General features: G+C 65.1%; 15 protein-coding genes and 1 pseudogene. 8 read left to right on the top strand and 8 right to left on the bottom strand.

The window, feature by feature from the left end; all coding sequences use genetic code 11:
• Window positions 1–30: 30 nt before the first annotated feature.
• The 4 genes from QUE68_RS20335 to QUE68_RS29535 all read right to left on the bottom strand — a co-directional run bounded on the left by QUE68_RS20335 (window position 31) and on the right by QUE68_RS29535 (window position 1,973).
• Complete coding sequence (locus QUE68_RS20335) at window positions 31–360, bottom strand: hypothetical protein (RefSeq protein ID WP_284235439.1); 330 nt, start codon at window positions 358–360, stop codon at window positions 31–33.
• Between the two features lie 113 nt (window positions 361–473).
• Window positions 474–1,109, bottom strand: a complete 636-nt coding sequence (locus QUE68_RS20330) for a universal stress protein (protein WP_286274303.1) — start codon at window positions 1,107–1,109, stop codon at window positions 474–476.
• A gap of 147 nt (window positions 1,110–1,256) precedes the next feature.
• Window positions 1,257–1,454 carry a hypothetical protein gene (locus QUE68_RS20325; protein WP_286274302.1) on the bottom strand — a complete coding sequence of 66 codons (198 nt, stop codon included), beginning with the start codon at window positions 1,452–1,454 and terminating at the stop codon, window positions 1,257–1,259.
• Between the two features lie 111 nt (window positions 1,455–1,565).
• A complete protein-coding gene (locus QUE68_RS29535; protein WP_349816908.1) occupies window positions 1,566–1,973 on the bottom strand; it encodes an STAS domain-containing protein in 408 nt (135 codons plus the stop codon).
• Window positions 1,974–2,247: 274 nt separating this feature from the next.
• Here QUE68_RS29535 and QUE68_RS20320 point away from each other — a divergent pair, with 274 nt between their 5' ends.
• The 7 genes from QUE68_RS20320 (at window position 2,248) to QUE68_RS20290 (ending at window position 10,756) form a co-directional block, all read left to right on the top strand.
• Window positions 2,248–3,051, top strand: a complete 804-nt coding sequence (locus QUE68_RS20320) for a GAF and ANTAR domain-containing protein (RefSeq protein WP_284235445.1) — start codon at window positions 2,248–2,250, stop codon at window positions 3,049–3,051.
• A gap of 195 nt (window positions 3,052–3,246) precedes the next feature.
• The gene (locus tag QUE68_RS20315; protein ID WP_284235447.1) at window positions 3,247–3,858 is read left to right on the top strand and encodes a hypothetical protein; all 612 of its coding nucleotides are present in this window, start codon (window positions 3,247–3,249) and stop codon (window positions 3,856–3,858) included.
• Between the two features lie 414 nt (window positions 3,859–4,272).
• A complete protein-coding gene (locus tag QUE68_RS20310; protein WP_284235448.1) occupies window positions 4,273–5,211 on the top strand; it encodes a glycosyltransferase family 4 protein in 939 nt (312 codons plus the stop codon).
• Window positions 5,211–6,920 (top strand): alpha-glucosidase, encoded by a 1,710-nt coding sequence (locus tag QUE68_RS20305; RefSeq protein WP_284235450.1) that lies wholly within the window; start codon window positions 5,211–5,213, stop codon window positions 6,918–6,920. The genes QUE68_RS20310 and QUE68_RS20305 overlap by 1 nt, the downstream gene beginning before the upstream one ends.
• A gap of 232 nt (window positions 6,921–7,152) precedes the next feature.
• Complete coding sequence (locus tag QUE68_RS20300; protein ID WP_284236167.1) at window positions 7,153–8,256, top strand: glycosyltransferase; 1,104 nt, start codon at window positions 7,153–7,155, stop codon at window positions 8,254–8,256.
• Between the two features lie 38 nt (window positions 8,257–8,294).
• Window positions 8,295–9,272, top strand: a complete 978-nt coding sequence (locus tag QUE68_RS20295; protein WP_455013502.1) for a glycosyltransferase — start codon at window positions 8,295–8,297, stop codon at window positions 9,270–9,272.
• Window positions 9,269–10,756: a glycoside hydrolase family 130 protein gene (locus tag QUE68_RS20290; RefSeq protein WP_284235454.1), complete on the top strand. Its 1,488-nt coding sequence runs from the start codon at window positions 9,269–9,271 to the stop codon at window positions 10,754–10,756. Before QUE68_RS20295 ends, QUE68_RS20290 begins: the two co-directional genes overlap by 4 nt.
• 58 nt (window positions 10,757–10,814) lie before the next feature.
• On the opposite strand, the pseudogene QUE68_RS20285 reads toward QUE68_RS20290, so the two are convergent.
• Window positions 10,815–11,024: pseudogene (locus tag QUE68_RS20285) on the bottom strand (prolyl oligopeptidase family serine peptidase); the annotation flags it as partial.
• Window positions 11,025–11,385: 361 nt separating this feature from the next.
• The gene (locus tag QUE68_RS20280; RefSeq protein WP_284235456.1) at window positions 11,386–12,222 is read right to left on the bottom strand and encodes a class I SAM-dependent methyltransferase; all 837 of its coding nucleotides are present in this window, start codon (window positions 12,220–12,222) and stop codon (window positions 11,386–11,388) included.
• A 287-nt stretch (window positions 12,223–12,509) separates the two neighbouring features.
• Here QUE68_RS20280 and QUE68_RS20275 point away from each other — a divergent pair, with 287 nt between their 5' ends.
• A complete protein-coding gene (locus tag QUE68_RS20275) occupies window positions 12,510–12,848 on the top strand; it encodes a cupin domain-containing protein (protein ID WP_284235458.1) in 339 nt (112 codons plus the stop codon).
• A 28-nt stretch (window positions 12,849–12,876) separates the two neighbouring features.
• Here QUE68_RS20275 and QUE68_RS20270 read toward each other — a convergent pair whose 3' ends face one another.
• Together QUE68_RS20270 and QUE68_RS20265 are read right to left on the bottom strand one after the other, a co-directional pair.
• Window positions 12,877–14,100: a globin domain-containing protein gene (locus tag QUE68_RS20270; RefSeq protein ID WP_284235459.1), complete on the bottom strand. Its 1,224-nt coding sequence runs from the start codon at window positions 14,098–14,100 to the stop codon at window positions 12,877–12,879.
• A gap of 1 nt (window position 14,101) precedes the next feature.
• A complete protein-coding gene (locus QUE68_RS20265; protein ID WP_284235460.1) occupies window positions 14,102–14,581 on the bottom strand; it encodes an RrF2 family transcriptional regulator in 480 nt (159 codons plus the stop codon).
• Window positions 14,582–14,634 lie beyond the last annotated feature (53 nt).

Raw genomic sequence — 14,634 nt, 5'->3', positions numbered from 1 at the left:
CCCCTGAGGAAGGGTGCGGCCGGTCGGGTGTTAGTCGGGTGCTCCCCACTGCCCGTCTCCATGGTCACGCTGACGGGTGTCGGTGAGCGGCGCTTCGCCGCTGGGTGCGAACCCTGCCTGTGTGAGCATTCGGCGCAGATCGACCACCAACTGCTGGTTCACGTCCTTGCCTCGCGGGGCCTCGAAGACTTCGGTCTCCGGTCCTAGCGTCACGGCGAACTTCCCGTTGTGTTGTTTGGTTACGCTACCGATGTTTTCGAGCAGTGAGAGCACTCGCTGCCACTCGACGTTCGCCCCCGCCGGGTGCGTGAAGATGCTGTCGATCGTCAGTCGATGATGACTACTCAGATTCGACGTCATTGATCGGTCCTCTCGATGATCGTGGTGATTGGGCTAACTGACCGCTGCGCACCGACGCCTGGACGACGATGTGGTCGTGTACCTCACCGACATGCGGCGATGACCGTGCCGCGTCATCTGACGGCGGTCTCCCGTCTGGATGAGTTGTCGAGGGTTCGACCCGGGCCAACGAGTCGCCTGGCTGCGTCGCCACACGTCGTGTCGGCGATCGCCAGGGGGACGGTCAGGTCTGTCTCGGCGAGGCTCGTGCGTACGGCGACGGAGTCAACGTCTACATCGGGATAGCGGCGCTGCCACCCCGCGATTCGCCGATCCCATCTGCCGTCGGGCCAGCGAACGTTCGGAGTGCGGACGACGGTGACTGGGCAGTGCGCGGATTTCGCCAGGAAGGCGGCCACAGAGCCGAGTAGCTTCCCAGTGGGGTATCCGAGGCCAAAAGACCCGACGCAGATCATCTCCGCGTGCCGTGACTCTTCAACGAGCACGCTGTCGATGTGTCCGCGCAGAATGATCGTCTCTACTGCCAACCGCTTTTCGATCGCGTCCACCGCGGCGCGGGCTGTCCGCAGAGCTGTTTCGGCATACTCGGTTTCGAGACGGACGGCTTCGGATCCGGGTTCGATGACGTGGATCAGGCGCAGTGCTGAATCACGGCTGACGGCCTCGTCGACCGCCCACTCGGCCGCGCGTATCGCCGATGCGGACCCGTCGATACCGACGACCACTGGAGCCGTAGGCTTTGGGTTCATTGGTGCTCCGGTTTCGAGATCCGTGCATGGGCGACTTGGGTGACTACGACGCTATCGATTGTGGGCAATGGCCAGCGGGGCACGAAGGCCCCTCTTCAGAAGTCGATGGATACTTGTGCTTTCGGCGCGTCCGGTCGCGGCAGCCGATCAGCCGGAGAGCGCATCGAGGACCTGCTGGTTCTGCTCGGCCACCGCGGCGCGCTCGACTTCCAACGACGGTGTCAGCTCGCCGCGTTCGATGGAGAGGTCGTCCCATGGACTCAAGTGGGCGCACTCCGCTAGGTTGGCGAGCACCATGGGTGGCCGCCTCGTCGCGTTGAAGGGCCCAGGCTTCGGCCGGGTCATCGTCCAGGATCCGTCACGGACGCGATGAGCTGCGGGCGGCGGCGCAGCTGATCCGTGCACGTTCGCAATGTAGCGATGACGGTGTCTGCCCGAGGTAACGAGCTCTCCGGATCACAAGTTTTGAAGTACCCGGGAAGCGAAGGGGCCCGGTACGACGGCCCAGACCGCTCCGCGTCGAGCGCAGTTCACCGAGATGCGGAGTAGCGACGAGAAGCCCTCGGTCGCGAAGAATTGCACTCCGCGTAGATCGAGGATGACACCTCGACAGCCCTCACTTTGCCTCAGCGCGTAGCGAGTCGCGGAGTCCGCACTGGAGGCGTCGATCTCACCGTAGGCACGGACGACGGCAATCGACGACCGCAATCGACGACTCGTCTTCCTGATTCCGGAGCGCTCCGTAGGCCCAGCTGCGAAATCGTCGCCAGGCAGCAGTCGCCGGCAGTCGGGTATCGGTGCCGTGGCGGCCGTCTTGCCGGTGCTGCAGACGGAGGTGCGCACGCGGGTTGGGGAAGTCGTCATGGTGGTCCAGAGGTGCCGATGATCACCGGAATGCCGGGATTCGGGGCCAATGCCCCTCGGATTCCGCGGCGGACGGCGCAACCCATTTCCGGACTAGCTGAGTTTCTCAGCCAGACGGCGACGCTACACCCGTTGGAACGTTCTCGATATGGTGATATCGGCGCACGTCTACGGACCGCCCACCCGATACCCCTAGGATGAAGGTGATCCGGTGGCGGGTGCGTCCCTGGGACGGCGCCGGTCTTCGGCGGGACGGTGAGCACAGGTGGCGGCGATGACGGGATCTACCGAAGATGCGCCCCGCACGGCACCCGAAGCAATGACTCCCGAGCAGTTCGACACCGACGCCGCCGACCTTCAGGCCGGCATCGGTGCGCTCGGAGGTCTGGTAGCGGGCAGCCTGGGGTTGCCGGAACTACTCGGCGAAGTCGCTGGCTTCGCGGTGCGTGCGATTCCGGGTGCCGACGGCGCCGGGGTGACGTTGTTGCGGCTCGACAGGACCGACAACATCGTCGAAGAGCTCGCGGCCAGCGCGCCGTTCGTCGCCGAGATCGACCGCGTGCAGTACGTCACGCTCAACGAGGGCCCGTGCATCACCGCAGCGCTGGAGCGCCGCACGGTGCGGTCAGGTTCCCTTGGTGGGGAGAAGATGTGGCCGCGGTTCGGTCCCCGCGTGGGCAGGATGGGGGTGCACAGTGCTTTGTCGCTGCCGCTGATGCTGCCGGACAAGGTGATCGGCGGGATCAACGTGTATGCCCGTGCGAAGGACGTCTTCGACGATCACGCCGCACACCTCGGGGAACTCTTCGCCAGACCCGCGGCGGTAGCGGTACACAATGCTCAAATCCTTTCGCAAGCAATGGCTTTGGCGACCCAACTGCAGAACGCGCTGTCGACGCGACCGGTAATCGACCAAGCGATCGGCTTGCTCCGCGGCCGTACCGGGCGCAGCGCCGAGGATGCCTTCGACGAACTGCGGGCCATGAGCCAGAGCGAACATCGCAAACTGGCCGAGGTCGCCCAACGCATCGTCGACCAAGCCGTGCGTCGAGCTCCGGCGCGACACAACCCGACCTGAACATCCCCGCCGAGCGACGTCGAAGTACGGCCGAGCTGCCATCGGGCCGTGGGGGCGCGTAGGTTGATCCACGGGGAGCACAACGACGCAGGCCCTGACCTACGTCCCGGCTCGTCCCACCGTGCAGGGCGACTCGCTCTGTGTGGCCTCGGAAGCTCGACCGCGCTCGGGAGCGCCCAGCGGAGCACGTACCTCATGTCGAAGACTGCGGCCCTGGATGCCGAGCTCGAAATCCTCACTGCGGCCCTTGATGATCCGGACGCGGACGTCGCGAACAGTCTGCGCTGGCTGACCCTAAGTGCCGCGGCTGCGGTCACCAGCTACCTGGGATTGAGCGTACTCGTGGCGGGAAGTGACCCCCCGCTTGCATTCACCGTCCTCGCCGACGGGGTTACCGCGGGGGATGCCCAGGCATCGCTGCACGTGGACGTTCCGGGTGTCGGTGGGCGCACAGGTCGACTTGCCGTCACCGTGACTCTCTACGCCGGCGTGCCCGGGGCGTTCGTCGATCTTGCCGCTGATCTAGCGTGGCTGACGAAGAGCCCGCCAAGCGACTTCACCATGGACCAGCACCTCGCCATCCCTACCGGGGCGGTGTCGGGGAATCCGCTCCGTGCGGCGACCCTCGTCAACCAGGCGATCGGGGTTCTCATCGGGCGCGGCTACAGCCCGGAGCAAGCCCTGGGGCATCTCGACGCAGAGGCCGCACGCGCACGCACCGATCGTCGCGTCGTCGCCCAGCGGATACTCGCGAGGCTGAGCGCGAGGGATGAGGACGGTACGGAATCCGGACTCCGGATCCGGTAGATGGCGGCGTTCACGAAAAGTGGAATGCGGCCTCAGGTTCCACGCACCACAGATCGGTGATCGCCTGCACCCCTGGGTCGCCGTCACCTCTCCGCGGAGTCTTGCCAACTGCGTGGACCATCGCACCGCCTCGGGGGGCGGGCCGTGACCGTCGTCACGCATGCCGAACCCGACGACGTCGGCGAGAACGGCCAGGGTGTCGGCACCCTCGTCCTTGAGTCCGACGTATGACCAATCGACGCGATCGATTCAACCGGCCGGGCCCGCGAGGTAGCGGTCGAACCCGCGTAGGCTTGGCGAATCCACATTCCCCATCGAGACGTAGCCACCGGTCCGATCCGCGTCGCCGTGCTGGCGCCGATTGCGTGGCGAACGCCGCCTCGTAATTATGGCCCGTGGGAACAGTTCGCCTCGTTGCTCACCGAGGGACTGGTGGCCGCAGGGCATCACGTGACCTTGTTCGCCACTGCGGACTCGATCACCACTGCCAGCCTGCACGCCACCGCGCCCTGCGGCTGGTCTGAGGATGTCACGATCGACGCCAAGGTGGCGGAGTGTCTGCACATCTCCTCGGTGTTCGAGCGTGCCGACGAATTCGACGTCATTCACAACGGATTCGACTTCCTACCGCTCACCTACAGTGATCTCGTCTCGACTCCGGTGGTCACCACGATCCACGGGTTCTCGTCGAGTCGCATCCTTCCGGTGTACGAGCGTTACGACAGCACCACGGCGTACGTGTCGATCAGCGACGCCGACCGGCACCCAAAGCTGAGCTACGCCGCCACCATTCACCACGGCATCGACCTCACCACGTTCGCGGTCCACCCGAGCCCCGGTGAGCATCTGCTGTTCTTCGGACGGATCCACCCCGACAAGGGCACTGCGCACGCGATCGAGGTCGCCCGCCGATGCGGTCGCCGACTCGACATCGCGGGAATCATTCAGGACGAGAACTATTTTCGCACCGAGGTGGCGCCACACATCGACGATGTGTGGGTGCGCTACCTCGGTCCGGTCGATGCCTCGACACGCCCCGAGGTACTCGGAGGAGCGCACGCACTGCTGCACCTGATCGACTTCGACGAGCCGTTCGGCTACAGCGTGGTGGAGGCCATGGCCTGCGGCACACCGGTCATCGCGTATGACCGAGGGTCCATGGGAGAACTCATCGAGGACGGCGTCACGGGCTATCTGGTCGGCGACCTCGAATCAGCCGTCGCCGCAGTCGCTTCCGCGAGTCAGCTCGACCGGCACGGGATCGCCACATGCGCTGCCGAGCGGTTCTCCGTCGACACCATGGTCGACGAGTACGCGAACGTCTACCGTGACGTCCTCGACCAACGCAGATGATGGCGCGACGTCACGCGGTGTGGTGGAAGTCGGCCGTCGTCTATCAGATCTACCCACGCAGTTTCGCCGACTCCGACGGTGACGGCGTCGGTGATCTCGCCGGCATCACCGGGCGACTCGACTATCTGCAGCGGCTTGGCGTCGATGTCATCTGGTTGTCGCCGATCTACCGTTCGCCGCAGGTCGACAACGGCTACGACGTCAGCGACTACTGCGACATCGACCCGCTGTTTGGCACGCTGGCGGACTTCGACCTGCTGCTCGACGAGATCCACGAACGCGGGATGAAGCTCGTGATGGATCTCGTCATCAACCACACCTCCGATGAACACCCGTGGTTCGTCGAGTCGCGCGCCTCTCGCGTCAACCCGAAGCGAGATTGGTACATCTGGCGAGATGCCCGCCACGATGCCGAACCCAACAACTGGGGCTCGTTCTTCTCCGGATCGGCGTGGGAGTGGGATCCGGCCACCGGCCAGTACTACCTGCATCTGTTCGACCGCAAGCAACCGGACCTGAACTGGGACAATCCGCACGTACGAAAGGCCTTGCACGACATCATGGCTTGGTGGCTCGTGCGGGGGGTGGACGGCTTCCGGCTGGACGTCAGCAACTTCATCTCGAAGGCCCCTGGGCTGCCTGATGCGCCGGCCATCCCGGGGCGCCGTTTCGTCATCGCCTTCGACGGCTTCGTCGACCAACCGCCCGTCCACGACTACCTCGCCGAGATGACTCGCGAGGTCTTCGGTGGCCGGGACGGCGAGTTCCTCACCATCGGCGAAATGCCAGGCGTCACAACCGAAGAGGCGCGTTCTTATACCGACCCCCGCCGGGGCGAGCTGAACATGGTCTTCCAGTTCGAGCACATGTCCGTCGATCAGAGCCCGACGAACAAGTTCGATTACCGCGGTCTGGACCTGGTCCTCTTGAAGCGGGGATTGGATCGGTGGCAGGCGGCGCTGGCCGAAGTCGGGTGGAACAGCCTGTATTGGAACAACCACGACCAGCCTCGCGTGGTATCTCGGTTCGGCGACGACGATCCGGGTTACCGGGTGGCCTCGGCGAAGGCGCTCGCGACGATCCTTCACGGCATGCGCGGTACGCCGTTCGTCTATCAGGGCGAAGAGCTCGGAATGACGAACTACCCATTTAGGACTCTCGAGGACCACGAGGACCTCGAGGCAGTCAACTACTTCAACAGGGTGCTCGAAGTGGGCGGCGACGAGACGTCCGCGCTCGCCGGCCTGGCCACGATGAGCCGCGATAACGCGCGCACTCCCATGCAATGGGATGACGGACCGAACGCGGGATTCACGACAGGTGATCCATGGCTATCGGTCAACCCGAACTACACCTACGTGAACGCCCTCACGCAAACGCAGGCGGCGGATTCGGTGTTCGCGCATTACCGAGCCCTGATTCGTCTTCGCCACGCGTTGCCGATACTGGCCGACGGTGACTACACGCCGATGTTCGCGGATGATCCGCAGCTCTGGGCTTACACCCGAACCACACCAGATCGAAAGCTCCTCGTCATCGCCAACTGTGGGCGCGACCCCAGATCCGTCGACCTCGGCCCGGAATGGGTCGACGCAGAACTGCTGCTCGGCAACCTCGAGACGCTGGTCAGACGGGGGGCGGCGTCCCTGCAGTTGGCCGGGTGGGACGCGCGGATCTATACGATCGCCGTCAGTGCGCCCGAGGCTTGACTCGTTCGCTCGAGCGGCCGCTTGGCCGCGAGCCGTGTAAAGTTCGTTTAGTTGGGAATCCAGCCAGTCCGGGATGAGGACGGCTTTCGCTGTGACCTCGCCGAGCGTCTGCTCGTGCCGTCCACGTCCATGACCCTCTCCCGTTGGGAATCCCGCGTTGATCGCACCGACATCGTTTAGTTGCTCCACCGCCTCCGACCGCGGCCCTACCCCCGCATCTCCGAGTTTCGGCATTCTCAGTACCTTTCCACCGACCCGGTGCGGATTGGCCACCTTCAGCGTGGCGCTGGCCGACGGGTTGTCCCAGACCGGTTCCGAGGTGGGCGTGGTCCGGGTGGCCGATCAGTCATCGTCGAGCAGCCCGAGAGTCATCGGAGAACTGGTCAACGGCTCACCGTCGTCGGTGGCGGCAGCCTCGGAGCTGTTGAATCGCAGCGACGTGGCGATCGTGCAACACGAGTACGGCATCTACGGGGGTGCTGACGGAGACGACGTCGTCGACGTCATCGCCGGGCTGCGAGTCCCCTCGATCGTCGTCGCCCATACCGTCCTCAAAGACCCCACACCGCATCAGCGTTCCGTGCTTGAGGCCGTCGCGACGATGGCGGATCGCATCGTGGTGATGTCGGATGCGGCCAGCCGACGCCTGTGCCTGAACTTCGACGTCGACCCGCAAAAGGTGACGACGATCTCCCACGGCGCCTTCGTGCCACCTCGGCTCGCACCGCCGGTGCGCCAGGGCAGGCCGACACTTCTCACCTGGGGCCTGTTGGGCCCGGGGAAGGGTATCGAGCGCGTCATCGACGCCATGGTGTCGCTGCACGATCTGCCCGCCAGGCCGCGTTACCTCGTCGCGGGCCGGACCCATCCCAAAGTCCTTGCCGCAGAGGGTGAGTCCTATCGCGCGGCCCGCATCGATCAGGCACGCCGGCGGGGCGTGGAAGGTTCGGTCGCCTTCGATGCCGACTACCGCGACGTCGCCTCGCTGACGCGACTCGCACAGTCCTCCGCGGTCGTGGTGCTCCCGTACGACTCCACCGATCAGGTGACCTCGGGCGTTCTGGTGGATGCGATCGCGACGGGCCGCCCGGTGGTGGCCACGGCCTTTCCGCACGCCGTCGAACTCCTGGGCAGCGGCGCGGGTGTCGTCGTCGATCACGACGATTCCGATGCACTGGTCGAGGCTTTGCACAGGGTCCTGACGCAACCCGACGCGGCGGCCGCGATGGCTGCCGAAGCAGCCCGGCTCGCCCCGGCAATGGCGTGGCCGATCGTGGCCGGGGCCTATCTGAGACTCGCGCGCACACTGCTATCCGCGCAGTCGGCTCTCGTGTGACCCGCACGCCCGTTCCCCGGTTCGACCACCTCCTGGCAATGACCGATGGCCGCGGCACATTCGAGCACGCGTGCTTCGCAGACCCACGGCCCGAGCACGGCTACTGCACCGACGACATGGCCAGGGTGCTCATCGTCGCAAGCCGGGAACGCGAACCGGCGCCCGGCGTGCAGTGGCTCGTCCGGTTGGCGCTGCAGTTCCTGGACGAGGCGCAGGTCACCGACGGTGCCTATCGCAATCGAATGGACGCCGCGGGCGGATGGACTGACGAGGCGTCCGTCGAAGATTGTTGGGGGCGCAGCATCTGGGGCCTGGGTACCGCGGCGGCCCGCAGTGAGCAGAGCGGAATTCGCGACTCCGCCGTAGCGCAGTTCGAACGCGCCGCCCAGCAGCGGTCGCCCTGGCCCAGGGCGATGGCCTTTGCCGCGGTGGGTGCCGCCGAGGTCCTCACCGTCCTGCCTGACAACCAGTCGGCACGCCGACTGCTCGCCGACTACGCAGGAACCGTCATCGACGGGGGAGTCGACCTCGACTGGCCGTGGCCGGAGCAGCGGCTCCGATACGCCAACGCGGTACTGGCCGAAGCCCGGATCGTCACGGGCCGCGCGCTGGGACATCCCGCGCTGCTCCGACGAGGTCTACGAATGTTGGAGTGGCTGATCGAGGATCACACGGTCGGTGGCCATCTATCACCGAGTCCCGCCGCTGGCAGGGCTCTCGGGGATACGCGGCCCGGCTACGACCAGCAGCCCATCGAGGTGTCCACCCTCGCCGATGCCTGCGCACGTGCTGCGGAAGTCGACCCGCGTGACATCTGGCCCACCACGGTGTTGGCCGCGATGGCGTGGTTCGAGGGCGACAACGACCTCGGCCTGGCGATGTGGAATCCGCTGACCGGCGGTGGGTTCGACGGCCTGCACGCCGACGGGGTGAACCAGAACCAGGGTGCGGAGTCCACCCTCGCGCTTCTCTCGACCATCCAACAGGCGCAACGGTTTTCGATGGTATCGCGATGACGTCGGTGCAGTCGGGACTGGCCACGCGAACGCCCATACGCCTTTTGGCCGACCCGTCACGGGTCGTCATCCGCCTATTCATTCCTGGCCAGGAGGGCTTCGAGCATCAAGAGACGCGCGCCGGCGCGGTGCTCAGACGTATCCTGGCTCTCGACGACCAAGACGTCACTTCGTCGCTGAAAGACGTCGTGGCTCGCTTCGGCGATCGTCACCCCGACCTCGCGGCCACGTTTCGCCGACATGCCCGCGAACTGTCCGACCGGTTGAATCCCGCCGATGAACTCACCGAGTCGCGTTCTCTGCTGCTGGGTGCCGCGTTCACCAGTGAATATGCGATCGAAGGTGCGGCGCTGTGCAACCCGAGCATGGTCGCGCACCCCGATCAGTCTGGAATAGATTCCGGCAGTGTGCGATTCGTGATGAGCGTGCGCGGCATCGGCGAAGGACACCTGTCTTCGATCGGGTTTCGCACCGGCACGGTCGACGCTGGCAGCACCGTCTCGATGGACGACATGACTGCATTCGCGTCCGTGGGCGCAACCGATGCCACGATGCTGAGCGCGGCTGTCTTCCGCAGTGAACTCGCGCGATTGGACGAAGCCGGTGAGGCCGCCGATTTCGTCTTCGATTCACTCGATAGCCACTTCACCCGTGAGCAGCTAGACGGTCGGCTCGGCCGGCTCGAAACGAGCCTTCGGACCCGTGGCCATGGCGCGGAGACGATCGCGATCATCCGCGGCATCGCAGACCGAACATACTCGATCGGCTTCCCTCCCGAGATTCCGCTGGGTGAACGGGTGCTGTGGCCGGCAACCGACGCCGAGAGCGCCGGGATGGAGGACGCCCGCTTCGTCCGATTTCGCGACGACGATGGCTCGGTGACGTTCTACGCGACGTACACGGCGTACAGCGGATCGGTGATCAGTCAACAACTTTTGGCAACGAAGGACTTTCAGCAGTTCACCTCGGTCCCGCTGGTCGGCCGCGCTGCGGCCAACAAGGGTCTGGCCTTGTTCCCGCGCCGCATCCACGGGCGCTTCGCCGCCATGTCGCGGTCAGACCGGGAGTCGAACACCGTCGCGTACTCCGACGATCTGAGCGTATGGACCGACGTACGTCCGTGCCAGCAGCCGGTCGAAGCGTGGGAGGCGTTGCAACTGGGGAACTGCGGATCTCCCATCGAAACCGACGCTGGCTGGGTGGTCCTCACCCACGGCGTGGGCCCGATGCGGACCTATAGCATCGGGGCGATTCTGCTCGACCTCGACGATCCGACTCAGATGTTGGGTCGTCTACGGCGGCCGCTGTTGAGTCCCACGGAATCAGAACGCGACGGCTATGTCCCCAACGTCGTCTATTCCTGTGGCGCGCTCGTACATGGCGATACCCTGGTGATCCCGTACGGAATCAGCGACGCCGCGATTGGGATCGCCACCGTCGCCCTGCCCGAACTGCTCGACACCCTGACCGGCGGAGGCCGTTGAGCAATTGGCCAACAACGGATTTCCGCGGTGCTAGTGGGTGTCGAACACCTGTCGGAGAAAACGGCGTTGAATGGGCCATCGAGGCTAGTACGGTCCCGGTGTGGTCCTCGTTGGGGTACACGTGCAATTTCACGTCCTGGTAGTTGGCGATCAATTGGTCGTACAGCGTCAGCGTCGACCTGGGCGCCATGTCGCGATCCCGAAGGCCTACACCGAGGAACAACGGCCGGTCGTTTCCGCTGGTCGGCGTGATCAGGTAGTCGTCGAGCACGAGGTCCTGGCCGACGTGCGCTGTCCACCGCAAGGCGAACACTTCCCGCTCCGCAATGGCCAGGTCGGTGAAGACGGTGTCGAGGATGGTGACCGGTTGGCCCCGGATCCCGCTCAGCTGCGCCCACTTCCACCGTTGGTGGGTAGCGACTTCGACGAGGACGTGCCTGTCGGTCAGTGGTTCACCACGCAGGACGTTGAGGACCCCCTGCAAGCCAGGACTGTGCAGGCCCACGGGTGTGTCCATGAACTCACGGGCGTGAGCGAGATCGCCGACCGGGTCGCTCTTGCCAATCCGTGTCACCGAAGCTTCAGACGCGTGAGGGAACGCAACGATGTCGGCGAGCTCGGCTACGGAGTCAGCCAAATTCCAGCAGCGTGTACGCACCGCGGTACTGCTTGGTCAGTTTCAGCTCCCAGAACGCCGGAAAGATCTTGTTGAACATCAGGCCCCGGCCCCGCGGCATCGGCAAGTCATGCACCGCACGGATGCCAGGCACGGTGTCGACCAAGTGGGCCAGCTGGGCGGCCGACAAACTGAACGGCATCGGCGGAACCCGGTACCGCCGGGAGGCGCGCATGCCCTTCGGAGCGAACTTCTTCACCAGGACCGGTGGCAGGTCGAAGATCATCTGGGCGCCCGGAAATCGGCTGGCACACGACGCGATGAGGCCCATCGCCTCATCGGGCTGCAGGTACATCAGCAGGCCCTCCGCGGTAATGAACACGCCGTCGGTCGTGTCCACCTCGTCCATCCACGCGTAGTCGAGCGCGGATTGGGCGAGGTAGGTGATCCGGGGTGAGGGAGGTAACAGGCTTCGCCGCAACTCGATGATGGGATCGAAGTCGATTGTGAGCCAGGAGAATTCGGCTCTCGGCAGCACGCTGTTGAGTCGCCAGAAGCTGGTCTGCAAGCCCTCGGCGAGCGCAACGATCGTGGCGGTGGGGTGTTCTGACAGGTATTGGACGGCGGCGCGGTCGAAGGCCAGTGATCGCAACGCCATCTCTTGGCCCTTGCGGCCGAACTTGTCGAAGTCGAAGTCGATCGCGTCAACGAGTTGGATGGCCATCGGGTCGTCGATGATCGCATGCGGGTGGCGGGCCTGGCTCGCCCTGCCGTTCAGCGTCAGCAGCGCGGTCTCCGAGATGCCCGTTATGGTGCTGGCATCGGCCTTGTCGTCGCCGGAGCGGTTCATCGCGACGAATCTACCCGTCGGCCCGGGTCGAACGCGCCCAGGTGGTCGTTCTGGCCGCGAACCGAGGGCTCTGGACTTGGTCTACCGGGACTATCTTGGCGGCAACATGATTGGGGCCCCCCATGAGCGTTGATGCGACGTCATCACATCAGTGGGGAGGTGGTCGACGACCCTTCGCTGCCGATCGGCGACGTGGAACGTGGCGGGCGACTACGGTGAGGGTCGTCGACGAAAACGGCCCGCGCGACTCGGGCGCGCTCGCCGTCATCGTCCAAAGAGGAGCGCATGTGCAGAAGACTTCACTCACGGCGCTGGCCCGCGAACAACTCGCCGCTGCGGGACGTGCCTCCAGCGGACGCGCTGCGCATACCGTCTACGGAGGCAGCGAACACGTTCTGCGTCAGACTCTGATCGCATTGGAGGCCGGCCAGACACTCGAGGAACACGAGAATCCAGGAGAGGCAACCGTCCAGGTTCTTCGTGGACGGGTGCGACTGATCGCCGGCCAAGACTCGTGGGAAGGCTCGGCCGGCGACCTGATCGCAGTGCCCGATTCGCGGCACTCGCTCGAAGCCATCGAGGCTTCGGCGATCTTGCTCACCGTCGCGAAGTTGTCCGCACCGTAGATCACTCGTGATCGGGCGGCGAGCGGAATCAGGCCGCCGCCGGATGCCACGTGTCGGGGCCGAAGATCTCGAAGTGAATGCGGTTCTCTGGCACACCCTTCGCCAACAGGGCCGTGCGAATGGCGCCCATGAACGGCAGCGGTCCGCAAACGTACGCCTGCGTGCCCGGCGCGATGTCCACGTGATCTAGGTCCACTCGACCGGATCGGATGCCAGCGGTGGGCTGGCGCGATCCCATGTCCTCGTACCACCGGTGCATGGCGGCTGACGGGAGTGCCGAGACCAACTCGCTCAGCTGGGTGCGATGGGCATGGGCGCTGGGGGAGCGGTCGGCATGTAGAACCGAGACCGGCCGATCGTCGCCGGTCTCAGCGAGGTGGTGCAGGATCCCGATGACGGGTGTACAGCCGATACCCGCTGAGATCAGCAGCAGTGGCGCCTCGTCGTTTGGTAGCACGACGTCTCCGAAGGGGGTCGTGACATCGAGGATGTCACCTTCGAACACGTTGTCGTACAGAAAGTTCGACACCTCGCCGGTGGGCGCGACGGATCCATCGGGCAGAATCTGCTCGTTGATGCGCTTGACGGTGATCCGCCAGTTGCCCGCGGACGGTGCCGAGCAAAGGCTGTACTGCCGAATCTGCCGTGCGCCGTCGGGAAGATGCACCCCGACGGAAACATATTGCCCTGGAACGAAACCAGGTAGTTCGGAGCCGTCGGTCGAGGCCACCGTGAACGACACCGAGTCGGCGGTCTCGTTGCGACGTTCACTGACGATGACCTTGCGCCACACGTCACCCGCCGCGACGCCGGCATCGGCATACAGCCCGGTTTCCATCGAGATCAGGGAATCTGCCATGAGCCAGTACAGCTCGTCCCAGGCAGCTGCGACCTCCGGGGTGACGGCATCGCCGAGAACCTCGACGATGGCCATGAAGAGGTACGTGTGGACGGTGCGGTACTGCTCGGGAGTGATACCGAGCGAGGCATGCTTGTGCGCGATCCGCGCCAACAACTGCTCGGTCCGTGCGGGGTCGGGATCCAGCTGTAGGACCGCGAACGCGGCGATGGCGCCGGCGAGTGCCTTCTGCTGCTCACCTTGTTTCTGATTCCCGCGGTTGAACAAGTCGCGTTCGAGTTCTGGGTGTGCGGCGAACATCCTGCGGTAGAACAGCGGAGCGATCTCGCCGATCGCCGCGCCGACGGCCGGAAGGGTGGCCGCGACGATCTCCTTGGACTGTGTCGACAACATGTCAATTTCCCATCTGTGCGGTGGATCGTGGATCGCTGCCATGGAGCCCCGGGAGGGCAAGCAGGACGTTCTTGGTGGGGGTTTGGATGAGGTCGTCGATCGTTAGCTCATCCAGGGATGCGTAGAACGCATCCTGCGCGACGCGGAGCGCACCCCTCAGTCGGCATCCGAAGCGCAGTGGGCACGGGTTCGTTCCCTCGCATTCGATGACCTCTTCACGGCCATTGTCCTTCTCGAGGCGGCGCACCAGCCATCCGACCCGAGCGGTACGCCCGAGTTCGGTGATGGTCAGTCCGCCGCCCCGACCTCGCCGGGCATCGACGACACCCAGTTCGGCCAGCCGCGTGATCACCTTGGTCATGTGCAGGTAGGAGACCGAGAGCTGCGCGGCGATCTCCTTGCTCGACGGTCGCTCATCGGTGGTGGCGGCCAGTCGCATCACGGCCCGCAGTCCGAGGTCGGCGAACCGGGTGATGTGCATGGACTTACCGTAGTTTAATTCGCATCATAAATGCGACTTATGTGATGCAGGTC

Origin of the sequence: Mycolicibacterium sp. TUM20985, from assembly GCF_030295745.1 — a bacterium.
GTDB lineage: Bacteria > Actinomycetota > Actinomycetes > Mycobacteriales > Mycobacteriaceae > Mycobacterium.
The sequence above is the reverse complement of the archived record's forward strand: the minus strand, read 5'-3'. Positions and strand labels throughout refer to the sequence as shown.

Coding starts and splice junctions, on each gene's coding strand:
- QUE68_RS20335 (WP_284235439.1), bottom strand. CDS start 360: ATGACGTCGAATCTGAGTAGTCATCATCGACTGACGATCGACAGCATC.
- QUE68_RS20325 (WP_286274302.1), bottom strand. CDS start 1,454: ATGACCCGGCCGAAGCCTGGGCCCTTCAACGCGACGAGGCGGCCACCC.
- QUE68_RS20320 (WP_284235445.1), top strand. CDS start 2,248: ATGACGGGATCTACCGAAGATGCGCCCCGCACGGCACCCGAAGCAATG.
- QUE68_RS20330 (WP_286274303.1), bottom strand. CDS start 1,109: ATGAACCCAAAGCCTACGGCTCCAGTGGTCGTCGGTATCGACGGGTCC.
- QUE68_RS20295 (WP_455013502.1), top strand. CDS start 8,295: ATGACCGATGGCCGCGGCACATTCGAGCACGCGTGCTTCGCAGACCCA.
- QUE68_RS20305 (WP_284235450.1), top strand. CDS start 5,211: ATGGCGCGACGTCACGCGGTGTGGTGGAAGTCGGCCGTCGTCTATCAG.
- QUE68_RS20270 (WP_284235459.1), bottom strand. CDS start 14,100: ATGTTGTCGACACAGTCCAAGGAGATCGTCGCGGCCACCCTTCCGGCC.
- QUE68_RS20280 (WP_284235456.1), bottom strand. CDS start 12,222: ATGAACCGCTCCGGCGACGACAAGGCCGATGCCAGCACCATAACGGGC.
- QUE68_RS20265 (WP_284235460.1), bottom strand. CDS start 14,581: ATGCACATCACCCGGTTCGCCGACCTCGGACTGCGGGCCGTGATGCGA.
- QUE68_RS29535 (WP_349816908.1), bottom strand. CDS start 1,973: ATGACGACTTCCCCAACCCGCGTGCGCACCTCCGTCTGCAGCACCGGC.
- QUE68_RS20290 (WP_284235454.1), top strand. CDS start 9,269: ATGACGTCGGTGCAGTCGGGACTGGCCACGCGAACGCCCATACGCCTT.
- QUE68_RS20315 (WP_284235447.1), top strand. CDS start 3,247: ATGTCGAAGACTGCGGCCCTGGATGCCGAGCTCGAAATCCTCACTGCG.